At 52.1% G+C, this 23979-nt stretch carries 22 protein-coding genes; 11 read left to right on the top strand and 11 right to left on the bottom strand.

Going from position 1 to position 23979, the window contains the following annotated elements:
- The first annotated feature begins 67 nt into the window (after positions 1-67).
- A complete protein-coding gene (locus tag ACO08I_RS19235) occupies positions 68-847 on the top strand; it encodes a zinc-dependent peptidase (protein ID WP_044219887.1) in 780 nt (259 codons plus the stop codon).
- A gap of 8 nt (positions 848-855) precedes the next feature.
- Here ACO08I_RS19235 and ACO08I_RS19230 read toward each other — a convergent pair whose 3' ends face one another.
- From ACO08I_RS19230 to ACO08I_RS19220, 3 genes are all read right to left on the bottom strand, one after another.
- The gene (locus tag ACO08I_RS19230) at positions 856-1791 is read right to left on the bottom strand and encodes an alpha/beta fold hydrolase (RefSeq protein ID WP_421946798.1); all 936 of its coding nucleotides are present in this window, start codon (positions 1789-1791) and stop codon (positions 856-858) included.
- A 28-nt stretch (positions 1792-1819) separates the two neighbouring features.
- The gene (locus tag ACO08I_RS19225; protein ID WP_044219884.1) at positions 1820-3385 is read right to left on the bottom strand and encodes a hypothetical protein; all 1566 of its coding nucleotides are present in this window, start codon (positions 3383-3385) and stop codon (positions 1820-1822) included.
- Between the two features lie 88 nt (positions 3386-3473).
- Positions 3474-4046: a hypothetical protein gene (locus tag ACO08I_RS19220; RefSeq protein ID WP_044219881.1), complete on the bottom strand. Its 573-nt coding sequence runs from the start codon at positions 4044-4046 to the stop codon at positions 3474-3476.
- Positions 4047-4328: 282 nt separating this feature from the next.
- Between ACO08I_RS19220 and ACO08I_RS19215 the strand changes: the two genes are divergently transcribed.
- From ACO08I_RS19215 to ACO08I_RS19185, 7 genes are all read left to right on the top strand, one after another.
- Positions 4329-4664, top strand: coding sequence for a 2Fe-2S iron-sulfur cluster-binding protein (locus tag ACO08I_RS19215; protein ID WP_421946797.1), 336 nt, complete (start codon positions 4329-4331; stop codon positions 4662-4664).
- Positions 4665-5073: 409 nt separating this feature from the next.
- Positions 5074-5580, top strand: a complete 507-nt coding sequence (locus ACO08I_RS19210; protein WP_044219876.1) for a hypothetical protein — start codon at positions 5074-5076, stop codon at positions 5578-5580.
- A gap of 65 nt (positions 5581-5645) precedes the next feature.
- Positions 5646-7205, top strand: coding sequence for a hypothetical protein (locus ACO08I_RS19205; RefSeq protein ID WP_421946796.1), 1560 nt, complete (start codon positions 5646-5648; stop codon positions 7203-7205).
- Positions 7206-7328: 123 nt separating this feature from the next.
- On the top strand, positions 7329-7529 hold the full coding sequence (locus ACO08I_RS19200; RefSeq protein WP_421946795.1) for a hypothetical protein: 201 nt from the start codon (positions 7329-7331) through the stop codon (positions 7527-7529).
- Positions 7530-7594: 65 nt separating this feature from the next.
- A complete protein-coding gene (locus tag ACO08I_RS19195) occupies positions 7595-9154 on the top strand; it encodes a hypothetical protein (protein WP_421946794.1) in 1560 nt (519 codons plus the stop codon).
- Between the two features lie 117 nt (positions 9155-9271).
- Positions 9272-9472: a hypothetical protein gene (locus ACO08I_RS19190; protein WP_421946793.1), complete on the top strand. Its 201-nt coding sequence runs from the start codon at positions 9272-9274 to the stop codon at positions 9470-9472.
- Positions 9473-9537: 65 nt separating this feature from the next.
- Complete coding sequence (locus tag ACO08I_RS19185; protein WP_421946792.1) at positions 9538-11097, top strand: hypothetical protein; 1560 nt, start codon at positions 9538-9540, stop codon at positions 11095-11097.
- An 87-nt stretch (positions 11098-11184) separates the two neighbouring features.
- Here the strand turns inward: ACO08I_RS19185 and ACO08I_RS19180 are convergent, their stop codons facing one another.
- The 5 genes from ACO08I_RS19180 to ACO08I_RS19160 form a co-directional block, all read right to left on the bottom strand.
- Positions 11185-11409: a hypothetical protein gene (locus ACO08I_RS19180; protein WP_282778409.1), complete on the bottom strand. Its 225-nt coding sequence runs from the start codon at positions 11407-11409 to the stop codon at positions 11185-11187.
- 95 nt (positions 11410-11504) lie between these two features.
- A complete protein-coding gene (locus tag ACO08I_RS19175; RefSeq protein WP_421946791.1) occupies positions 11505-13451 on the bottom strand; it encodes a putative porin in 1947 nt (648 codons plus the stop codon).
- A 135-nt stretch (positions 13452-13586) separates the two neighbouring features.
- On the bottom strand, positions 13587-15035 hold the full coding sequence (locus ACO08I_RS19170) for a choice-of-anchor B family protein (protein WP_421946790.1): 1449 nt from the start codon (positions 15033-15035) through the stop codon (positions 13587-13589).
- A gap of 71 nt (positions 15036-15106) precedes the next feature.
- On the bottom strand, positions 15107-16342 hold the full coding sequence (locus ACO08I_RS19165; RefSeq protein WP_421946789.1) for a serine hydrolase: 1236 nt from the start codon (positions 16340-16342) through the stop codon (positions 15107-15109).
- 20 nt (positions 16343-16362) lie between these two features.
- Positions 16363-17379 (bottom strand): dipeptide epimerase, encoded by a 1017-nt coding sequence (locus tag ACO08I_RS19160; protein WP_421946788.1) that lies wholly within the window; start codon positions 17377-17379, stop codon positions 16363-16365.
- A 75-nt stretch (positions 17380-17454) separates the two neighbouring features.
- Between ACO08I_RS19160 and ACO08I_RS19155 the strand changes: the two genes are divergently transcribed.
- The 3 genes from ACO08I_RS19155 (at position 17455) to ACO08I_RS19145 (ending at position 20651) form a co-directional block, all read left to right on the top strand.
- The gene (locus tag ACO08I_RS19155; protein ID WP_421946787.1) at positions 17455-18396 is read left to right on the top strand and encodes a hypothetical protein; all 942 of its coding nucleotides are present in this window, start codon (positions 17455-17457) and stop codon (positions 18394-18396) included.
- Between the two features lie 145 nt (positions 18397-18541).
- Positions 18542-19969, top strand: a complete 1428-nt coding sequence (locus ACO08I_RS19150; protein ID WP_421946786.1) for an L-serine ammonia-lyase — start codon at positions 18542-18544, stop codon at positions 19967-19969.
- Between the two features lie 79 nt (positions 19970-20048).
- On the top strand, positions 20049-20651 hold the full coding sequence (locus tag ACO08I_RS19145) for a bifunctional nuclease domain-containing protein (RefSeq protein WP_421946785.1): 603 nt from the start codon (positions 20049-20051) through the stop codon (positions 20649-20651).
- Here ACO08I_RS19145 and pdeM read toward each other — a convergent pair.
- The 3 genes from pdeM to ACO08I_RS19130 form a co-directional block, all read right to left on the bottom strand.
- Positions 20648-21322, bottom strand: coding sequence for a ligase-associated DNA damage response endonuclease PdeM (pdeM, locus tag ACO08I_RS19140; protein WP_282775522.1), 675 nt, complete (start codon positions 21320-21322; stop codon positions 20648-20650). The two genes, ACO08I_RS19145 and pdeM, sit on opposite strands and share 4 nt — an antisense overlap.
- A 6-nt stretch (positions 21323-21328) precedes the next feature.
- A complete protein-coding gene (locus ACO08I_RS19135) occupies positions 21329-22579 on the bottom strand; it encodes an alpha/beta hydrolase (RefSeq protein ID WP_044219707.1) in 1251 nt (416 codons plus the stop codon).
- A gap of 181 nt (positions 22580-22760) precedes the next feature.
- On the bottom strand, positions 22761-23885 hold the full coding sequence (locus ACO08I_RS19130) for an IS701 family transposase (RefSeq protein ID WP_421946784.1): 1125 nt from the start codon (positions 23883-23885) through the stop codon (positions 22761-22763).
- Positions 23886-23979 lie beyond the last annotated feature (94 nt).

Below are 23979 nucleotides of genomic sequence, written 5' to 3'. Positions count from 1 at the left end.
CTTATCTTTACGTCCATCCGTCCTAAATTAAGAATGTCTTTGACTTTCATTTAACCCCTTAAACCTAATGGAGCCCCGCATTATCGTCACCATAGCCTTATTGAGTGTGCTGGTTATTCTTTTTTTCGTCTGGTTCGTTCGAAAGAAAAAGCGCCCCACTGGCCCTTTTCCAGAGGCATGGCGGAATATTTTGCTGGAAAACGTCCACTTTTACCGCCAATTAACGCCCGAAGAACGAGCCCGTTTCGAATCAGAAATCCAATTCTTTTTTCAGGAGATCACGATTACGGGGGTAGATGTAGCACTGACGGATACCGATCGGCTGCTGGTAGCTGCGAGCGGGGTGATCCCACTCTTTGGTTTCCCCGGCTGGCATTACCGCAACCTTAACGAGGTACTCCTCTACAACGACCGCTTCAACCTCGACTTCCAGACAGAAGGTGAAGGGCGCAATATCAATGGCATGGTAGGCACCGGCAGTATGCAGCGTATGATGATCCTTTCCCGGCGGGCACTGCATAAAGGCTTCAGGCATGCCGACAGCCGCAATGTGGGCATTCATGAATTTGTGCACCTGCTGGATAAGTTCGACGGAGACACAGATGGCCTGCCTGCTCAGTTAATGGAGCGACAGTACACCATTCCCTGGCTGAAATTTGTACACAAAGAGATGGAGGCCATCCGCAAGCACAAATCTGACATCCGTCCCTATGGGGCGACCAACGAAGCCGAATTTTTTAGCGTAGTCAGCGAATACTTTTTCGAACGGCCTGCCCAGCTCCGCCGCAAGCATCCCGAATTATACGAATTGCTGGAGGAGATTTTCAGGCAGGATCTGTTGGATTAATCTTCTGGTCAATTCAGAAAATCACTGATCAGCCCGTTGACCACCTGAGCCTGCTCATAATGAACAAAGTGCCCGGCTTTGTCAATCATATGCAAGGTAGCATTCGGGAGCTGCTCAACTCCTTTCTGACCGATACTCTCCGTGGTGCCCCCATTCAGGAAGCGGTTGGGGATGAGGTTGTCCTGATGCCCGAAGATGGCCAGTACCGGCTGCTCAATCTGCGGCAGGTAGTCGAAGACCGGCTCGTCGACCATGCCTTTTACGCATTCCGGTATGATGTAGCAATACGCATCAAAGTCTTCGGCATGGCGCATCGCGATGCGGTCGGTAATCATAAATTCGGCATCTTCCGGCATATCGTAGAAATTCCAGGCGATGTTGGTCTTGATCTGGTCTACGGTGGTCAGTTTCACTCCGGTAGGCGTGAGTACCTCACGGAACCACTGCCGCTCGCCTTTGTGGAAGGTCTCGAAACCGGCCGGTGCCACCAATACCAGTTTTTCCACCTTTTCGGGATAGGACAGCGCGGTGGTCATCGCAATCTGCCCACCCATGGAGTGGCCAGCCAGCGTGGCTTTTTCCAAACCAAGGGCTGCCATAAAATCTTTCACGATAGTGGCATAGTAGGTCATGCTCGCCTCGTATTTGCCTTTGCTTGATTTGCCGTAGCCGGGCAGGTCGATGGCAATACAACGGTAGCGGTCTTTCAGGCCTTCTATGTTGTTTTTCCATGCCGGAGCGTAACTGCCCAGGCCATGGATGAAAATAATGGGCTCGCCCTTCCCTTCGTCAAAGTAGGCCACGGTCTCCCCGGTTTCCAGCTCCACTTTTTGGGTTGGGAAAGGATAAGGAATATCATCAAAAGTCTGCACCTTGGGCACCTTTTGAGACCAGCTGCAACTGCTCAGGAAAAGGAGGCTGAGGAGGAAAAGTGTATTTCTCATCTGGACTTCTGCTTTTTTGAGATTCAGGTTAAAACATCAACCACTTAAAAACGACGAGTGCGGTGTAGGGGTCAACCGGCCGGATATCTTCCCCTCCGTTCACTGCCGGGCTATCGTAGAAATCGCCCAGCCACAGATAGGCGCCGTGGAGTTCTATTTCCATTAACGTCCCCAGGGTATAGCCGACTTTGAAGTTGCCTTCCACCCCCATAAACTGCCCGCCTCTTGCCGGTGCGACGTTGCTGATGGCCGTAGCCATGCCTACCTTGCCGTTCAGCTTGTAGGGGATAAAGTCGCGACTCAGGTTTACCGTACCTCCGGTCAGGCCAAAGCCCATATTGGAAATATCTGTCACCGCAGCCACGTAGCGGTTCACCACATTGGCATGCGGGAAAAGGAGATAGCCACCGTGCGCCACATTTAACCCACCGGGCGTTGCCCAGGTATTGCCGGTCATGACGCCACTGTAGCGGTCATCGCTGATGCCATTATCATCGCCACTCGTGAACATCAGGTCAGTAGAAATCGCATCATTGGGCGTTTTGCCGTAGCGGTAGCCCAGGCGGAGGTTGGCGCCCAGCCCGCCGATTGAGGGGCCGTCTCCCCAGGTACCTTCTTCCTGTAGTTGGGTGCGCCCGAGGTTGTAGTTGACGTAGCCCGACAGGAACCAGGTGTCAGCCATCTGACTCAGATTGTAGTCGAAGTAAGTACCCAGCCAGGCCACATCAGCCCGGTACCGTCTGCTGCCAAAAGGAAAACGGTAGGTGCCGTTGTAAAGCGAAAGGGTGCTGTTGAGCCCCTGCCCCAGAATGGAAGGCCCGCCCTGCCCGTTGGAGCGGTCGCGGACGTAGTATAGAGAGCCGCCCCAATGCCATTTGGTACCCAGTGACCGCTGATAGGTGAACTCTGCCATGTGCACATCGTCCACCCGCTGAATGCTGTTCTCATAGAGCTGAAAGAAGCCGGCTTTCCACTGATGGTAATCGGCATTTTGCCGCACGGTAATGCCCACACCGTCCGTACCCCAGTAATTGAGGCGGTAGGCGGAGTTCAGCATATCATCGAAGAAGGTACGATAGGGATTGTAAGGCGTGTCAAACATCCGCTGCAGGCCAAGGTTGATCGCCCAGCCCGGTGCGGGGATGTACTCCAGCTCCAGGTTTTGGGTTTGCAGGTTGACCTGATCACCGGAAGGGGCTGAGCCTGAGTTACCACCGGTGCCATAAGCCACATCGCCCCAGGTGTAATCAATTTCAAAGGATGCCCGAAGGGTGACTCGGTTATCAAACAGTTTAGGCTTGTAAATGAAGAAGGGCAGGATGCGCTGCTCAAAGAAGGAAGCCGTCAGCGAATCAGAAGTCGTTGTGGTATTTTGCCCAAACAACCGCCCAATAACCTGTCCCTGCAGGAAGTCATTGGTCGGGAAAATGTTGCTGTTGTTGTAGTGGTTATAGAAAAAAGCAATGTACTGGAATTCCTTATCGGACTCTTCCGGAATCGCCTCTTCCAGTTGCTTAAAGTAGGGGGGAATCTGTGCCGAAGCGGCAAAGGGCAGGCACAGCAAAAGCAGTAGCCAAAGTTGCCGGTTTTTCATGGTAGGGTAAGGATTGGTTTTGCTGGTTGGGAAAGGAAAAGGCGCAGCACAATTGACTGTACTGCGCCTTTTTGAAAACTATGGATTGCTACTCAATTTTCTCGTACGTCTGAATATTCAGGTTGCCCAGGGCACCGCCGTTGGTACTGCCAAAGCCGCCTGCAGAGGTAGGTGGCACAGCACCGATATCAGGTGCGGTTTGTACGATTTCGTACCGCATTGTCGTGCCATTGATCTCAAAGATACCAACGGAAGTCAGCGCAGCCGGTGTGGACTGATTCACCGTAATGTCCCAGATATCAGCTGTTCCACTTTCCATTTGCTGGTAAGTGCCTTCCAGGGTAAGTACTGCGCCGGAAGTGTCATATTGCTCGACGGTGTAAGTCAGGTCGGTGCGGAACTCCGCGTAGATGCTATCTGTGCCAAAGAGGTTGACCAGCAGCGGTGCTACATTAGCGCCTGAGCTCTGCCACTGTCCCTGAATACCCACTTCACAAGGGTCACAAGTACCACCGCAGTCGATACCTGTTTCGTCACCGTTTTGGATACCATCGGTGCAGGTAGGTTCCGGTTCGTTATCGCCATCGTCATCACAGCCCGTCCAGGTTACCATAGCGCCGGTAAGGGCGAAGAGCATCAGCAAAAATTTAAAATTCTTCATAGCGGTAAATTTGATTTTAGTCTGGTTTGCAAAATTAATTTTGGAAAGCGCCGGTCTTTTCAAAAGACCTTTACGGTAAAGCGAATGTAAGAAAGCCCAATATCGGGAGTAATCAAATGACAAAAATCAAAGGGTTGACTTAAAATTTAATCTATTCAAAAATTGACCATAAAACCCTGTCAAACAATATTTTAAACTCAAAATTAAAATCCCTGACCAAAATACTAAAACCAGCCCGCCCAAAACATAAATGCCCTGCTGAAGTTGATGACCCAAAAACCTATGGCAAAACCCTCACATAAAATTATCGTCACCCAACTCGATGGCCAACAGGTGCGCTTTCAGGCAGCACCTGGCACCAACCTCCGGCAAGCCTTGCTGCAGCAGGGCATCAGCCCCTACACTTCCTACACCCGCCGGCTCAACTGCGGTGGCAGAGGCCTCTGCGCTACCTGCGGCGTATGGATCAATGGCAATGCCCCTGCCCCACAGCATTGGCACGACAAAGCCGCCCGGCGCTTCGGCTACCCCCGCCTTAGCTGTCAGGTGACGATAGACCGGGATCTGGAGGTGGAAATGGTGGAGAAGTGGATTTGGGGCGGGCGGCGCAGTCTGTAAATTTTGGATGGCTAAGGGTGGAGCCGCAAATGCCTGTCCATTCAAAGTAAAACTTTAGCGAGGGCTTCAGGAGAGCAAAGCGAACAGACAACCCGGGCTGCCCCGCACTATCCCTCTGCCAAAAAGCCCTTCGTCCGGCTTGATGAACAATGATATGCTGTAGCCAACACTGCCGATTAAAATCATAATCGCCAAAAAGCACTTATTAAATCTGAATGCGCTTACGAACAACTCAAATTCAAAATAATAATTTGCGCAAATCCAACAGCCTAAAATTTGCTCAAATCGGTCTATTCTATTACATTGTAACCACAACGCGTTCAAGCCGCCCGCTCGAATGCGCCTTCTGTAACTAAACACCGTAATTGTATGAAAAATTCATTTCCCTTTATCCCTATGCTAGTGCACTATGCAAATGAATAGTCAGAATATCGAGATAAAGGTGGCAGATAATCCGACAGATCCACACAGTTCCCGACCGAAAAGCCTACCCGCTCTTCAAAGTATTGCAGATGCCAGCGAAGGTAAAGCCGCCGCCTTCGCCCGTGGCCTGCTCAACACCTTCTACGGCTACGACTACCGCATCGTACCGCAGTCGCCAAACGTGCAGGGGCTCTATACCCTGCCCGGCAGCGGCCCTGCCACGCAGCCGAAGGAACGGGCGCAGCCCTTATCGGCACTGCCCAACCCCGCCCGGGCGCAGGTGGCTTTCCGGTACCAACTGCCGGACCCGCAGCAGCCTGCACAGTTGCTGATCTACGATATGCAGGGCAAGCTAACGGCTACGCTCAATTGCGGACCGGGCACCCGACAGCAGGTATGGCAAACGGCCGGGCAGCAGCGCGGGTTGTACTATTGCATCCTGCAGCAAGGTGCATACCGCTCCCCCGTACTGAAAGTGCTTTTGATTGACTAACCTTAACGTATATAGCCGCTGCCTGGTGCAAGGCAGCGGCTGTATGCTTTCCCAATATTCCCGATATGAGACTTTTATACATCGTGCTAATGTTCTTAGTTTTCGATGCCGCCAATGCACAGATCACCTTTAACAAACGCTTCAACGCAGGCTTCCCTTTTCAAAACGTGACGGAAATACTGCCTACAGACAGTTGTTATTATGTGATAGGGGTATACACCGATACCACCGGGGGGCTGCCGACCGTCGGAAACTTCTTCACCAAGCTGAACCTTGAAGGTGAAACAGAGTGGCAAAAAACAATCGGAGGGCCCTCAAAACACTATGAAACCTGGCGAGCAGGGCTTATCTCTGAAAGCGATTCCACCTTTTTAACAATGGGGATCACTTCAGACTCTGTCCATAAAGCTGTAGTTATCCGGTATGATATCAATGGGGACACCCTGGCTACCAAAGAATTTATCAACCCTTTTTATCCTGATGAAACCTTTATTTCTGCCTCACAAGTCATTACCGTACTAAGCAATGGAGACATTATTGCGGCTACTGGCATAAATGTAGGCCCTGAGTCAAACACGGATATATATTTTCTCCGATTAGATGAAGACCTCAACCTTATCGACACTTATATCTATGCTGACCCCCTCCAAAATGCGCCAAAAGACATCATTGTAACAGAGGAAGACGACATCATTGTAGGGTCCGTGAAAAGCAATATCGCACAAACCTCCAATAATTTCACCTACCGTTCTCATCTGCTCAAGCTGGATGAAACCTTTGATATGGAATGGCAATACATCACGCCTGCTTTTGAATTGTATGACTTTGCCAACGCCCTCCTCCCCACCCCCGACGGCGGCCTCATCGTCGGCACCGGTAAAGGCGTGGAGACCGCCATCAACAGCAGCAGCGGACGCGTAGACTGGAACCCCTGCTTCTTCAAGCTCAATGCCGATAGGCAGATGGAGTGGGTTCGGGAGTTTAGGGGCCGGACTATGGGGCCCATTTACGCTATTGTGAAAATCGCTCAGGCCACGGACAGCAGCGGCTACCTTGGTGTCAGTCGGATTGCCGACTTCGAGTCCGCAGAAGAACCTCTTAATGGCATGTGGGTCATGAAGGTATCCAATGCAGGCGATAGCCTCTGGGCACGGCACTTTACCCTTATCAACGAAGAGCCTGGCATGCCCGAGCCCATGGACCTCAAAGCCACCCCTGACGGCGGCTACATCGTCTGCGGCGCAATCGACCCGCCCGGTGACGGGGGCGTCCACCCCCTGCGCTATGGCTGGCTCCTCAAGCTCGATGAGCACGGCTGCCTCGTGCCCGGCTGCCACCTGCCCAACAGCACCGCGCCGGAGCCCGGCACCCCGCCACAGCTCGCCCTCTTCCCCAACCCTGCCCGCGATTTCATCAACTTTGAGCTGCGCGGTGCCCGCCCTGCCCCCGATGGGGCTTTCCGCATCCTGGACGCGCAGGGCCGGCTTTTGCAAAGCATACCGGCACGGGAGGCCCCGGGCACGGTAGTGGTGCCCGTGCAGGATTGGGCGGCGGGGGCTTATGTAGTGCAGTATTTGGAAGGCGGGCAGCTCAGAGCAGCGGAGCAGTTCTTGAAGGTGGAGTGAGCAAGAGGCAAGCCTCCATTTGCATGCTCAGGCCGCGATTCCATAATCGCCGCCTGAGTTGGTATGGCACACACAGGCAGCAGCACCCTTTAAAAAGCTGTATTTTACTACCATAAACCTAAAATGATGAATATACTGCTTTTGATTCCTGCCATTCTCAACCGCTGCGATATGCAGGGCAAGCTAACGGCTACGCTCAATTGCGGGCTGGGTACCCGACAGCAGGTATGGCAAACGGCCGGGCAGCAGCGCGGGTTGTACTATTGCATCCTGCAACAAGGTGCATACCGCTCCCCCGTACTGAAAGTGCTTTTGATTGACTAACCTTAACGTATATAGCCGCTGCCTGGTGCAAGGCAGCGGCTGTATGCTTTCCCAATATTCCCGATATGAGACTTTTATACATTTTCCTGGTATTCCTGATTTGGGATGCCGGCAATGCCCAAATCACTTTCAACAAACGCTTCAACGCTGGCTTCCCTTTTCAAAACGTGACGGAAATACTGCCTACCGACAGTTGCTACTATCTAATTGGAGTATTCACCGACAGTGTAGGAGGGGTCCAAACGGTAGGCACTTTTCTTACAAAGTTAAATGCCGAAGGAGAAATTCACTGGCAAAAAACCATCGGCAGCCCCTCGAAATATTACGAAACCTGGGGTTCAGGGTTGTACACTGTTGGAGATACCAGCCTTGTTACTATGGGTATTACCAAAGACTCGACTGCAAAAGTAGTTGTTATTAAATATGATTTGAATGGGGACACGCTATTCACCAAAGAATACTTTAGCCCATTTTACCCGGAAGAGCCTTTCATCTCAGCAGATCAATATATAATTCCATATAAAAACGGGTTTAGCCTGGCTACAGGGGTCGATTCTGATCCAAGCTTTGCAAATGCGGAAATCTACTGGATGCGCTTAAATAAAATTGGGCTAGTCATCGAAACAGCTATGTTCTCTTCACCTCTGCAGGACACACCTGAAACCCAAGTAATAGATGAATATGGTAATATTACTATAGGTGCCTTTACCCGCAACATCGGCCAAGTCAACCAAAATTTCACCTGCCAGGCTCAAATCCTACAGATAGACAGCTTAGGCAACCAAAAATGGTTGTACAAGACCCCAGCTAACCAGCTTTTTAGCTCCGCACGCTCCCTCCTCCCCACCCCCGACGGCGGCCTCATCGTCGGCACCGGTAAAGGCGTGGAGACCGCCATCAATAGCAGCAGCGGACGCGTAGACTGGAACCCCTGCTTCTTCAAGCTCAATGCCGATAGGCAGATGGAGTGGGTTCGGGAGTTTAGGGCACCAACGATGAGCCCTGGCCATTCCATCGTGAAAATAGTTCAGGCAACGGACAGCAGCGGTTATCTCGGGACCAGCCGGATTGCAGATTTCGTATCGACGGATGAGCCTGTATTTGGCATGTGGGTCATGAAGGTATCCAATGCAGGCGATAGCCTTTGGGCACGGCACTTTAGCCTTATCGACGGAGAATTTGCTATGCCAGAGCCCATGGACCTCAAAGCCACCCCCGACGGCGGCTACATCGTCTGCGGCGCTATCGACCCGCCCGATGACGGGGGCGTCCACCCCCTGCGCTACGGCTGGCTCCTCAAGCTCGATGAGCATGGCTGCCTCGTGCCCGGCTGCCACCTGCCCAACAGCACCGCGCCGGAGCCCGGCACCCCGCCACAGCTCGCCCTCTTCCCCAACCCTGCCCGCGATTTCATCAACTTTGAGCTGCGCGGTGCCCGCCCTGCCCCTGATGGGGCTTTCCGCATCCTCGATATGCAGGGCCGGCTTTTGCAAAGCATACCGGCACGGGAGGCCCTGGGCACGGTGGTAGTGCCCGTGCAGGATTGGGCGGCGGGGGCGTATGTGGTGCAGTATTTGGAAGGCGGGCAGCTCAGAGCAGCGGAGCAGTTCTTGAAAGTGGAGTGAGGCAAGTTCCCATTTGCATGCTCAGGCCGCGATTCCATAATCGCCGCCTGAGTTGGTATGGCACAAACAGGCAGCAGCACCCTTTAAAAAGCTGTATTTTACTACCATAAACCTAAAATGATGAATATACTGCTTTTGATTCCTGCCATTCTCAACCGCTGCGATATGCAGGGCAAGCTAACGGCTACGCTCAATTGCGGACCGGGCACCCGACAGCAGGTATGGCAAACGGCCGGGCAGCAACGCGGGCTGTACTATTGCATCCTGCAACAAGGTGCATACCGCTCCCCCGTACTGAAAGTGCTTTTGATTGACTAACCTTAACGTATATAGCCGCTGCCTGGTGCAAGGCAGCGGCTGTATGCTTTCCCAATATTCCCGATATGAGACTTTTATACATTTTCCTGGTATTCCTGATTTGGGATGCCGGCAATGCCCAAATCACTTTCAACAAACGCTTCAACGCTGGCTTCCCTTTTCAAAACGTGACGGAAATACTGCCTACCGACAGTTGCTACTATCTAATTGGAGTATTCACCGACAGTGTAGGAGGGGTCCAAACGGTAGGCACTTTTCTTACAAAGTTAAATGCCGAAGGAGAAATTCACTGGCAAAAAACCATCGGCAGCCCCTCGAAATATTACGAAACCTGGGGTTCAGGGTTGTACACTGTTGGAGATACCAGCCTTGTTACTATGGGTATTACCAAAGACTCGACTGCAAAAGTAGTTGTTATTAAATATGATTTGAATGGGGACACGCTATTCACCAAAGAATACTTTAGCCCATTTTACCCGGAAGAGCCTTTCATCTCAGCAGATCAATATATAATTCCATATAAAAACGGGTTTAGCCTGGCTACAGGGGTCGATTCTGATCCAAGCTTTGCAAATGCGGAAATCTACTGGATGCGCTTAAATAAAATTGGGCAAGTCATCGAAACAGCTATGTTCTCTTCACCTCTGCAGGACACACCTGAAACCCAAGTAATAGATGAGCACGGTAATATTACTATAGGCGCCTTTAGCCGCAACATCGGCCAAGTCAACCAAAATTTCACCTGCCAGGCTCAAATCCTACAGATAGACAGCTTAGGCAACCAAAAATGGCTGTACAAGACCCCAGCGAAACAGCTTTTTAGCTCCGCACGCTCCCTCCTCCCCACCCCCGGCGGCGGCCTCATCGTCGGCACCGGTAAAGGCGTGGAGACGGCCATCAACAGCAGCAGCGGACGCGTAGACTGGAACCCCTGCTTCTTCAAGCTCAATGCCGATAGGCAGATGGAGTGGGTTAGGGAGTTTAGGGCACCAACGATGAGCCCTGGCCATTCCATCGTGAAAATAGTTCAGGCAACGGACAGCAGCGGTTATCTCGGGACCAGCCGGATTGCAGATTTCGTATCGACGGATGAGCCTGTATTTGGCATGTGGATCATGAAGGTATCCAATGCAGGCGATAGCCTTTGGGCACGGCACTTTAGCCTTATCGACGAAGAGCCTGGCATGCCCGAGCCCATGGACCTCAAAGCCACCCCCGACGGCGGCTACATCGTCTGCGGCGCAATCGACCCGCCCGGTGACGGGGGCGTGCACCCCCTGCGCTACGGCTGGCTCCTCAAGCTCGATGAGCACGGCTGCCTCGTGCCCGGCTGCCACCTGCCCAACAGCACCGCGCCGGAGCCCGGCACACCGCCACAGCTCGCCCTCTTCCCAAACCCTGCCCGCGATTTTATCAACTTTGAGCTGCGCGGTGCCCGCCCTGCCCCCGATGGGGCTTTCCGCATCCTCGATATGCAGGGCCGGCTTTTGCAAAGCATACCGGCACGGGAGGCCCTGGGCACGGTGGTAGTGCCCGTGCAGGATTGGGCGGCGGGGGCGTATGTGGTGCAGTACCTGGAAGGCGGGCAGCTCAGAGCAGCGGAGCAGTTCTTGAAAGTGGAGTGAGGCAAGTTCCCATTTGCATGCTCAGGCCGCGATTCCATAATCGCCGCCTGAGTTGGTATGGCACAAACAGGCCAAAGTCAGAACTATTCACACCCCACAACCCGGCGCACGCCAGTCGTCCACATCTTGCCGCAGTTTTTTCAGGTAAGCGGCAATTGCATCTGTACCGGCGATCACTTTGTCCTGCTCCCTTAGTTCCGGTTCCACAAGCTCAGGCGAAGCTTGCAAGCGGTAGGCGACGACCATCTCCCGGAGCTGACTTTCCCAGCTTTCCACCTCTTTATCGTACTCCGGATAGCAAATAGTGATCATTTATTGTAACGTTTTGAGTGGGGCGGGTATAAAGAAAGTGAAGAATAGGTAGATGTCTTAGGAGCGCCGCCGGGGGGACCAGGCGGTGCTCTTTTTTAGTCCAAAAACCGCCAGTTGATCCCAATCCGGAAGACCGCCCGGTGGTAAGGGTACAGGGCCGTTTGGTAGAAATAATCATCCAAAAAAGCAGCCGTGCCGTTTTCCCATTTGAAAAAGGCCCGGAACCGGGTGACTTTCATCAGGAAGAACGCATCCGCTGCGGGGTAGAAAGGGATGGTCTGCTCGTCCTGCAGCTGAAACTGCCCGGTTATAGGGTTGTAGTAATTGGCGCGGAAAGCTTCATTATAGCGCAGGTCCACGCCCAGCTTGACATCCAGCACCCGGAACCACTTACCGGCGTAGTAAAAGCTGTGCTTTCCAAAGAAGGTGGGCAGGCGCAGGACCTCCTGTGAGGACTGCTGCAGGGCAAACAGGTTATCGAAGTGCAGGTTCCAAAACAGGTTGAAGTTTTTCTCGACGATCAATTGCCCAATGCTAATGGGCACGCCGGTCTGTTGCGGTAGTCCGTCCGTACCGAAGTAGATGAAGTTGTTGAGCAGGTGATAGCGCGCCTCGGCACTAAACTGAACGCCCGGCAAAATATACTTGCCCTGCAGGGTAGTCGACAGGGTTTTATCAAAGTTATTGCGGTAAAGCTGACGCTCAGAAAGGTACATGCGGTGCTGCATAAGGGTGGGGCTGTACAACTGACTGACGCCCCTGAGCTCCAGCTGACCAAGCTTTTTGAAATCAAAGAACAAGTCGCCGCTTACCCGGTAGTCCCCGGCATTCGCCAGTAGGCCCAGGTGCCCCCGCAAATCGATCAGCAGGCGTTCACTTGGATTGAGGCGGTAGCGCCCCGTCAGAAAGAGGTTATTCAGGGTGGAATCCCCATTGGTCTGCACCAGCTGATGCAGGGTATGCACAGCACCCACTTCCAGCAAGTCGCGCTGCTGCACGGCCTCGTCTCTGCCCTCCCCCCTCAGCTTAAAGGTCGCCAGTTTGAACTCATTCTCGTACTGCCGGTGGCGCAGGTAAAACCGTGCGCCCCGTGGGTCGATCAGAAAGGCCGGGAAGCGGTTGTAGAAACTGTCCACTGCAGGATTATAGGCATCGGCATATTTGTACAGGCTGTTTTGGAAACGAGCCTTGTGTGCAATCGTGTAAGCCCGGCGCGTCCCCTTGATGGAATCCTGCCCCCCACCGAAGCGGTAATAATGGGTGTAGGATACCTCGCGGTGCGCATGACGGGTACGGGCATCGCCCAGGAGCACTTCGGCCGCGCTGGGGCTGCTGAATTCACCGCCCAGTGCCGGCTCTTCCCACACCCCGCCGTTATCTTCCATTTGGATGGTATTGGCGGCTACGCTGAAAAAGGCCTCATAGCGGTTATTGGGGTGCTGAAACCAAAGCCCGTTGTTGAAGGTGGTATTGCGCACGTTCTGATTGGGGTACTGCGTGTTCTCTCCAAACTGCGTGATACGGTCGTAGTCCAGCGTATAGTTGAGCCCGTTGGCAAAGTTGCGGGAGAAGTCGGCCTTGGTGTAGCTATCTGCCTGCTCGGAGCCTATGGTGTGGGCGAAAATAGAAACCGGCTTTTCCAGCCGATAGTATTTCAGCTGATCGCCATTAGTCATGTACAGATCGTACTGATGCTGCCCAATATCAAAGCCCCGGCGTTCGGGCACCTCAAAAACGATAGGCTCATGGGCCGACCCCAGAATACCCAGCTGCCGGTAATCGAGCCGGCGTCGGCGGGTGGGGTCATACTGCCGGAAGAAATCATCGAGGGTCGTGTCCGAAAAAGGGATTTCCAGATTGGGATTGTCTGCATAAAAGTAGAACACATCAAAGGTGTCGAGGAGAACATCCAACTGATCGAGCCCCTGCTGCTGCCCTTGTTGCTGCTGCTGCCGGTTCGCACCGGGGAACTGTGCCGAGGCCATCTCTGGCAGGGCAAGCAGCGCAGCAATCAGGGGCAATAAGGTCAGAATTGGCTTCATGCAGTTCTTTTGAGGCGGCAAAGATAGGAAGAAAACGCATGTAGCGCAGTATCTATGCACCGGAAGCCAACGCTTAACATTTTGTTGAGCTTTACAAGGGAAGAGGCGGAGGGGTTTTACCCCGCCCTCCTGATTTTACTTTAGCAATACCTTCAGGGTATGTGCACCATGCTCTCCGGTGATGCGTAAGGCATAGAGCCCGCCGGGCAGACTACCGGGCCGGCTGAATTCCAGCTGCTGAAGCCCTTTGCTTAGCGCGTGCGTCCCAAAATCAGCAACCTGCTGCCCATTGAGATTCCAAAGTGAAAAATGAGCCGGTGCCACGGCCTCGGGCAATTCCACAGACACACCAATTGTGCTTTGAACAGGCTGCGGAAATACAGACACCTGCGCGCCTTCAGCCCATTCCTCCACGCTTACTGGATTGAGGCAGTCGAGGTTGACGGGCTCTAATTGCTGATTGGCAGCGCAGTTGTCACCCATGCCTTCAAAAACAAACAGGCCCTCCTGCATGTCGGAGACCAGGATATTGCCAGAAGGCAGGAGCGGGTAGATACCCCAGGCGCCTTTGTAGCTTGTGCCATTAGGCTCGTTAGAGGTATCGTAGTACAGCACTTTCTCCGGGTTGGCCGGGTCTGAAATATCGTACACCACGATACCATCGTAGTAATAAGACACGTACAGATAGTCGCAGGCCACAATCTGATTGTGGGTAATGCTCGTCGGGTTATTAGTTTCGGCATCGAAGGTACCGGTCACTTCAGGTTCACAGGGATCACTCACGTCAATGGCTTTGATATCATAACCGTGGTTTTCATCGGCCATGTAGTAGTACTGCCCGTCATCCGTCAGCCAGCCGGAGTGGTTGTAGCCCCGGAATGGATAGTCGGTGATGGTGCTGATGGTTTCCGGGTTGAAAGGGTCCGAAAAGTCGACCATGGCAAATCCGGATCCGCCTGCGTTCAGAAAAGCTATGCCGTCACGCACGTACCCATCGTGGATGTGCCCGACATTCAGCCCGCCGAAATTGTTATACTCACCGATGTAATCGAGGTTGAGCGGGTCAGAAATGTCGTATACCCGTAATGCAGAATAATTTTGCGGCCCGCCGGTCAGGGCGAATCCGTACAATTTGGCATGGGTTGTATCAATGAAGATATTGTGCGCCGTTTGGATACGGGTGGGTGCATCATAGGCAACGATTACGGTGTCCGGCAGCTGAGTGATGTCCATAATTTGCAGACTGCTTTGCCCTTCGTCGCATACCGCATACAGGTAACCCTTGTAATCATGATAATCGCGGTGGATGATAACCGGCCCCTGCGCAGCGCCCGCCACAAAGTGCGCTTCAAAGGGCTGCGTGGGGTCCGTTACATCTATGAAGTGCGTCCCTGCGGTAGACCCGAGCACAGCGTATTCGTGCCCGTTGACAGCGAGCCCCCAGATTTCATTGTAGATGTTGTTGTAAAAGGCTGACCCAACCAAATCAGGGTCGCTCCAGGTACCCAGCAGGTTAGCTTCTTCCTGTGCAGACAAGGAAGATATACTCAATAACAGGGCTAAAGACAGTAGCTTGATTTTCATACCATTTGTAATTTTAAACGAAAGTAACAATTTCCAGCCCTTCTATCGGTCAACTTGCTGACAGAGTGCCCCTACCTTTCCGGGAATACCGGCTCATACTGCCGCTCGCGCTCCAATTCGTACTGATAAAGGATGCGCCCAATTTGCGCCAGCACCGGGAAACCGATCGTATCGTACTCGTACACGCCGTCGTTGTAAACCTGATTGGCGTTGACGTGAATATTGGCAGCCACCATGAATTCCACCTTATTCTCATAATCCACTACGTAAGCCACATCGGTAAGAAATCCGTAGGCATCGCCCACCTTATTGAAAATACGGATATGACCTGGTATAGCCGCTTTGGAATCGCCAAACAGGAAGAATTTGACATAGCTGTCCCAATCGGAATACTGCGGATACGCAGGGGAGTCGCTTTCCCGTGGCAGCATGCTCATGTACTTGCGTAAAAATTGGTAATCAGCCGGGCGAAGGTTGAAACGGCGATGGGCGGGCACCGCCTCCGGGAAAAGCACGGCCTGCAGCATATCGTGCAGTTCCTGCAACCCGACATAGTTTTTATCTCTAAAGTCGAAGGGAGCAGGCACAATTTGCCCCTCCCCGTCCATATAGCCCAGACCGCGTACTTCTTGCTTTAGCTGCAAGGGGCTTTCAAAAGCACTGTACACTTCGCCCTGATGGTACAACAGCCTGTTGCCGGGAGCTGAAAACGTTACCGGATTGGTGTAACGATTGGACTCTGCGTCGTAGCCCGGTGCGGAAAGCCGGTGGATGATGCGGGAACGGGTGTAGCCTTTTTCCTGCAGCTTCTCGTTCAGATAAGCCTGCCCCAGGAATTCATACAGGCGGTTGTAAGCATCGTTGTCGCTGACCAGGAAAATCTTTTTTATATAATGCGCAACCGAGGGCAGCCCTTGCGTTGCTGAGGTATCTGCACGCACGTCCGTTTGTGGTGCCTGCCCTTTGCCGGTAAACATAGGCGTCTCAGCATCAAGCCCCTGAATGCGCAGTTCGTTGAGCTTTTCAAGCGCCAGAAAGGCGGCAGGCATTTTCACGGTACTTGCCGGATAAAAATACAGATTAGAATCTACGCCCAGGTAGTGGGTGGTAAAGGCAGGCTGATTGTCTTCATCCCGGTCAATTTGGGTGTAAATCAGCTGTAGCTGAAACTTTTCCGGAGCCGCCATTACCGCCTGCAAAGTGCTGTCCCCGGAATTCCGCAGGATCTTTTGCAGTAATGCACTGTTCGATTGGGAAAAGCCACACCGCCCAAACAGCAGTAAGGCAAAAAGAAAAATCTTTTTCATACTAAGTTGGTTTTTAAGCTTCAGGATTGCCGCAAAGCCGCTCCCGTACCATTCCGGTTAGGAAATATAACACCATCCGGCCTTACTTCTACTCCGACCGCCGGGTCTTCTTTTAACAAAAGTGCCCCGTCCATATCCACGTAATCAAGCAGAGGGAGTAGCTGAGCAATCGCAGAAATGCCCACCGAAGATTCCGTCATACAGCCCACCATTACCTTTAGCCCAAGGCTACGGGCATGCTCTGCCATACGGCGTGCCGGGGTAAGCCCTCCGCACTTCATCAGTTTGATGTTGACCCCGTGGAAGAAGCCATAGCAGCGGGCCACGTCTGCTTCACCGTGGCAGCTTTCATCGGCGATCACCGGGAGGACAGATTCAGCATACACCCGTTTCATGCCCTCCCAGTCATCGGCTTTGAGCGGCTGTTCGATAAATTCCACGCCCAGTTCCTTCAGGCGGGGCGCATAAGCAATGGTTTGCTCGGCAGTCCAGGCCGTATTGGCATCAATCCGGAAAACAGCATCCGTCTTAGCCCGCAGAGCCTCAATAATTTCAAGGTCATGGTCGGTGCCTAGTTTAATTTTGTAAAGCGGCCAGGGCTGTTCAGCCATTTTCGCAGCCATTTCTTCCACGCTCGCTATGCCGATGGTATAGTTGGAACGGGGTGTAGTGGTTCGCTCCATTCCCCAAAGTTCGTACACCGGTGCGCCATGCACCTTGCCAAACAAATCGTGGAGGGCTTCGTCCAAAGCACAAAGCAGGAAGGGGGCATCTTCCAGGTGAGGCTGCAATTGATCCCAAAGGATTTCGGGCGATTCCAGGGGGAGGGCTTCAACGACCGGGCGCAGTGCTTCCAGGCGTTCGGCCATCTCGCTCAGCGCGACTCCATAGTAGCGGATCTCAGTAGCTTCCCCAAAACCGGAATACATGCCTTCCGAAAGCTCAACGATCAGGCTGGGCGTTGCATCGCGTGAGCCATGGGCAATGGAAAAGGTGTGTTTGAGCGGTAGTTGGAAGGTGTGAATGCGGAGCCTCATAAACTTATTTGTTTGAATTCATTTATTGCATTAGTGCGGTTTTTATCTTATTTTTGGGGTACAATCACTAACGCGATGCCCCGAAAGATCAGAAAAGATATCCTTTGGAAGGGAATTCTCGAAGACTGTTTTGAGGATTTCTTTGCCTTCTTTTACCCGGACGCAGTTGACGATTTCGACTTTTCCCGTGGTGTAGCCTTTTTAGATAAGGAGCTGGAAGCCCTTTTTCCGGAAGCTCAGGAGAAAGACCGCATAGCGGATAAACTGGCTAAGGTCTTCACTGCCGATGGCCATGAGGAGTGGGTGCTCATACATATCGAAGTGCAGGGTTATAAGGATGAAGACTTTGCCAGGCGGATGTTTACCTACTTTTACCGTATTTACGACCGGTATCAGGTGCCGGTGCATGCGATTGCTATACTTACAGATGAGCAGAAATCTTATCATCCCAGGGCATTCGAGTATCATTTTTTAAAGACGCACTTGCAATATGAATTTGATACCTTTAAATTAAGGAATTGTACGGCTGCAGATTTTCAGAAAGTACCGGACAACCCTTTTTCAATTGCTCTGGAACTGGCCTGGGAGAGTTTCCAAAAACGCCCGGACCAGGAACTCTTGGAATTGAAACTAACGTTAATTAAAAGATTATTGAAGGCAGGGCACAACCGGCAAAAAGTTTCCCGTGTCATGGACTTCATTAAGTTTTACCTAAGCTTTGAGCATATGGAAACAGAACTGCAATTGGATTACCTCATCGATTTAGTCGAAGGCAAAAAAGAGCCATTCGGCATCCGTGAGCGTATATTAACTGAGCTGGCCCGGCAGTACAAGGAAGAGGGCCTGCAGGAAGGGCGTGAAGAAGGGCGTGAAGAGGAACGTGAAGAGCTTCAAAAAACCTTCGTCCCAAAATTACACTCGAAGGGTTACACTGTAGAGGAAATAGCCGATTTCCTGGAGATCACTCCAGAGAAAGCTAAAGCCATACTACATAGTCTTGACCAAACTGAAGGCTAGCCCGAGTCATAGATTATCCCATTTGGGAGAATCCCGGCACTTTTACTTTCGGATGTTCCGGAATTAACCGACTTTTGCTTCCGCAAATGAATTAAGGCTTGTTACCACAAGTATACAAAGCAAGCTACCTAACCAAACCAAAACCATGGAAGCAATCAGCGTATTTGATATGCTTAAAATCGGGGTGGGCCCATCCAGCTCGCACACTTTGGGGCCCTGGCGCGCAGCGGAGCGCTTTTGCAAGTCTATACATCAGCAAAATCTATTACCCCGTACCGCCAAAGTAGAATGTCACCTTTACGGCTCTCTGGCACTTACAGGCCGGGGGCATGGCACAGATATTGCCGTCATGTTGGGCCTTAGTGGAAAAGACCCCGTCACCATCCCCATCCCTGAAGTCAAATCTGAACCGAACCGTATTCATGCCGAACACCTGCTTTACTTAGATGGGCAGCACCTCATTGCCTTTAATCCCGACCAGCATATCATCTTCCATTATTCAGAACGCCTGACGGAACACGCCAACGGTATGACCCTCATTGCCTTCTCAGAGCAGGACGAGATCACCCTTGAGGAGACCTATTTCTCAGTGGGTGGCGGCTTTGTGGTTAAAGCAGGTGAAACAATAGAAACAGATACTGTCAAACTGCCCCACCCTATCAATTCCGCACGGGAGCTAAGCCGGTATTGCGTAAGTCATGACGTGGGTATCTGGCAGGTTGTCCTTGAGAACGAAAAGACCTGGAGGGAGGAGGCGCAAATCAAGGCAGAACTGTTGAAAATATGGGGCGTCATGCGCAATTGCGTTTATCGGGGGTGCCATGAAGAAGGGATACTGCCCGGCGGACTCGAAGTAACCCGGCGCGCGCCCGCCCTTTTTCAGAAACTGGTTCTCCCCTGCGAATACAGCAACGCTGATGAGTGGCTGAAATGCCTGATACAGTGTGATTTTAAGTTCTCCAAAATCCTAAAATGGATAGGCTGTTTTGCCATGGCAGTCAATGAAGAAAACGCCAGCTTCAGCCGCATCGTAACCGCGCCTACTAACGGTGCCGCAGGGGTTATCCCGGCAGTACTCATGTACTACGTTTGCTTTTCTGAAAAGGAAAAAGTGACCGATGAAGATATCGTCCGCTTCCTGCTCGTAGCGGGAGAGATCGGCAGCTTATTCAAAAAAGGAGCGACTATCTCCGCAGCTATGGGAGGTTGCCAGGCTGAAATCGGAGTGTCTTCCGCTATGGCCGCAGCAGCGCTGACAGAAGGGCTCGGCGGCACCGTAGCTCAGGCCCTGATGGCCGCAGAAATCGCTATGGAACACCACCTCGGCCTCACCTGCGACCCTATCGGCGGGCTCGTGCAAATCCCATGCATAGAGCGCAACAGCATGGGGGCTATCAAGGCAATCACTGCCGCAAATATTGCTCTTGAAAGCGACCCGGAAAAAGCCAAAGTCCACCTTGATGAATGCATCAAAACAATGTGGGAGACCGCTCAGGATATGAACCACAAGTATAAGGAAACGTCACAGGGCGGACTGGCCGTGAATATTTCGATCAAAGTGCCGGAGTGTTAAACCTACTAATTGACCTAATGTGCAACAAACCGCCGCCCTGACTGTATAGATAAGTACTACATCAGAAAAGCGCATACCCATGGATAAAATACCACTCCGAATATTAGGCCAGGCAAAAAGTGACTCTACCCCTGAGCACTTCATCATCATTCTGGAAGATAGCAGGGAATCCCGGCGGCTCCCTATCGTTATCGGCCCTTATGAGGCTCAGGCTATCGCCATAGGGCTGGAAGGCATCAGTGTAGGCCGGCCGATGACGCACGACCTCCTGAAAAACACCATTGCCGCTTTCCAGGGAGCAATCAAAGAGGTGGTCATTGACCGGATAGAAGAGGGCGTGTTCCACGCAAGGCTTCAGTGCGAAGATGCCTCCCGTAAGCAATTTTCCATTGATGCACGTTCTTCCGATGCCATCGCCATGGCTGTCCGCTTCGATTGTCCGATCTACACCTATGAGCCTGTACTTTCTGAAGCCGCCTTGCCAGCAGAGGATACCGAAATCATTTACGAAGGTGATGCCCCAGAGCAGAAATCCGCTCCTGCTCAACCCGACCCAGACAAGCCCCTGCATGAGTATCCCAGGAAGGAACTAGAAACTTTTCTTGAACGAGCCCTCGAACGGGAAGACTACGAAAGTGCTGCCAAACTAAGGGACGCAATTAACAATAAATTAAACAATTAAAACACCTGGACTACACGCTCCTCTGCCAATACATATACCTGGTCACCAACCTTAGGCTTGATCACTGCTGTACCGGTAAACGCGCCAAAAGCTGGCAGCAAGACCTGTTGCGCACCAAACCAAAAACAGGGCAACCTCATACGTTGCCGCCCCATACCTTCTAATACAACTCCCGGATGTATATGCCCTGCAAGGTTGCAGCAGCCTTCCGGCACCTCTTCCATAGGGTGGTGCGACAGTAGAAAGGGCCCCACCGCATAAGGCTCCTCATGCACTTTCAGGCGCGCCGCCTGATAGGCTTCTGGGGTAAGGATGTCATGATTGCCAACGACCAGCTCAAAACTAATATGATCAAACTGATGAGCCATGGCTACCAACTCTTCCCAATCCGAATTGTAGTCACTGTGAAAAAGATCACCCAAAAACAGAATTCTATCTGGCTGAAAATCCCACAACAAACTGATGAGCCGGTCCCAATTTTCCTGCCCTACTGATTCCGGAACGGCAATCCCCGCTTTCCTGAAGTGCTGCGCTTTGCCCAGGTGCAGGTCAGCGATCAACAGAGCGGTTTCCTCTTCCCAGTACAACGCACGAAAAGGGTGCAGCCAGAAGTGCTGCCCCTTTATTTCATGCAATTGGATCCCCTTGATTTGGCTCAGCTCGTTGTTCATCGTGGCTTACTGAATCACAATACGTTGCCTTACCGCAGCGCCTTTGTTATCAGAAGGGCGCAGCTCAATTACATATATGCCTCCTGGTAATGCAGGTAAATCGATCAATTCCGTAGTACCTGCAGTAACAACCTGCTCTGCTACTGACACACCACTTATACTAAACAACCGAAATTGCACCGGCCCGGAATGCCCTTCCACCATCAGTCGGAGTGGCTGTTGCGCGGGGAGCGGATTGGGAAAAGCACGGACGCTAAAAGAGGGCTCCAGGGTTTTTGCATCTGAGATTTCACCACAAATCTGATCAGCCAAAAACATAGCTGTTGCGGCTTCCACCTCTGCCTCATACTGGTCAGCGTTATCCCCAAAATAACTGACGTGACCATTGCCAGGATAAGTAATCAGGCGGCTTTCCACGCCCACCGCTTCTGCCTGTTGGTCCATGCTGAAGCTGCCTTCCAAATAGACTAGTACGATCGGGCCTGCGAAAACCAGACCATTCCCGTACACTACTATGCCATCGCCCTCATCGTGTACGCTGAATTGTGGTGGGTCATCCGCATCTATAAAGCTGGCATCCTTCAGGGCACCGGAATAATTGACCAATCCTGCTACAGAAGAACTATACTGATAATTATCGCTGCTATTGCCTTCAATGCCGCCGTTATTCGCAATGATGTTCTGAAGGTAGTTTGGGATATCGTCGGTCTCGTCCAAATGGGCAACATGAGCAGCGGTGATAGCCCCCGCAGAGATACCACCGGCAAAAATCAGATTGGTGTCCACCCGGAACTGATTCGAGGTCGCCGCATCCTCCCGGAGGTGCCGGATGGCCGCTTTCATATCCCCAATCGCCTTGACCACCACATCGTGCATTTGATTGGAATCCACAGGAATAATGGCGTCAAAGAGACGGTAGTCAATCGTAGCTGCGACATACCCTTTACGAGCCAGCGACCGGCATAATCCATCAAGGTCTTCCCGCTGACCAAACACAAATGCGCCTCCGAAGGCCATAACCACCGTGGGACGAACAGATGCGGTATCTCCTTCCGGCTCATACACATCCATAAATAAATCCTGTACGTTGCCGCCTATCGTGGTGTTGGAGCCAAACTGAACGCCCGTTGTCACGGTTACCCCGTCAAATACATCCTGCCGGTAGCGTTCGCCATCGCAGCTGGAGTAGTCTTGTGAAAAAAGAAGCGTAGCGCCGGTCAGAACCAGCATCCAAGTGAGTAGAAGTCTTTCCTGCATGTCGTTTGTATTTAGTAGGCTAATCTATCAAACTGATTAACGGCTGATTAAAAACTGACCTTTCGCACGCGAAAGGTTATGATAATTGAAAAAATTAGCAGTACTCAGGGTGCTTGGCACAGCAAGCCCACTCAGTGCATGGCACTGAAAAAGCACTCGCATGAACAAGTTAATCAAGGCCTTACCCCAAAAGAGGGGTGGCTAGCCCATCCGGCGGTCCAATTTTAGGGACATAGGCTTTGAGCCTTTGCACCTCTTGAAAAGCCGCCCTGAGGGCATTGACATAAATTTTGGTTTTTAGGGCAAAGTGGTTGGTCTGCTCTTTTGCAGCCAGCAGTTCGAGTTTAGTCCAGGCAATCATGGCAGCAAAAACATGGTTGCACTGGGATGTCTCGTGCTTGGTGGGGGACTTTTCCAGCCCCACGTTTTGTTTGAGCGATTTGTGGAATACCTCCACTCCCCAGCGTGTCCCGTAGGTTGTGCAGATAGCTGGGCCGCTTAGCTCCAGATCGTTGGTGACCAGGTACAAGTCTCCAGTTGAGCCGTCTTGGTTTATAAAGACCTGCTTGACCAACTGGACTTGGAAATCCAGCCCTTTGAGGTAAACAGTAATGGCCTGGCCTGCTTGCAGTTCTAGCCCGTCGACTCGGTGGAACTTGCCTTCCAGCTTGTCTTCCATGCTAAGGGCGACCTTGCGGTTGCTCTTCAAGGCACTGATGAAATGCTTGCCCAGCTCATAATGCACGAACTCGAAGTTCTCCTTGGCAGCAAACCAAGTGTCCCATACCACATAGCGGAAGGGCACGCGGTTGTATTTGACAAGTGCAAAAAGCTGGTCGCGCAGCATCTCGTTCTTGCTGCGGGGGCTGCGCTTCTTTACCTGCCCGCTTTTGGCATCCACGTATTCTTGCGACTTGCGCACGATCTCAAAAGCAACAGGCAGCTCTATGCCCTGTGGGCTCTGGTAAAGGAAATTCAGGATGTTGATCCCTTTGGTGTGCCCCGCTTTCGGCTTCTTGGAGTGGTCCCAGTGCCAAGTGACCACTTCATTCTCCGTAGAGTGCGGCTTCTCCTCGATCGTGTCATCTATCTTGATGACCGCGTCCGGGTGCTCCACTTTACGTACCAAAGGCTTTATGCAACGCCAATAGTCCTTTGCCGTGAAGGCTTCCTGCCCTAAAAAACGGCTGATCTTGTCATGGCTCAGTGCCTGATCGGTCAGCTCGGACAAGCCGGTGGCTGTCGCCATGCGAAACGATGCCAGCAGGTAGTCCGAATACAAGTCAAGTAACTTTGGGTCTTTCATCTTGCGCTCCTTTGAGCTGCAAGATAACTGCCCCAACATTATTAATCAATTTTCCAAATCTTTCGCGTGCGAAAGGTCAGTTAAAAAGTTAAAA

The sequence above is a fragment of the Phaeodactylibacter xiamenensis genome, from assembly GCF_965229835.1.
Lineage (GTDB): Bacteria > Bacteroidota > Bacteroidia > Chitinophagales > Saprospiraceae > Phaeodactylibacter > Phaeodactylibacter xiamenensis.
Note: the sequence above shows the minus strand (reverse complement) of the source record. Positions and strands in the feature narration are given on the sequence as shown.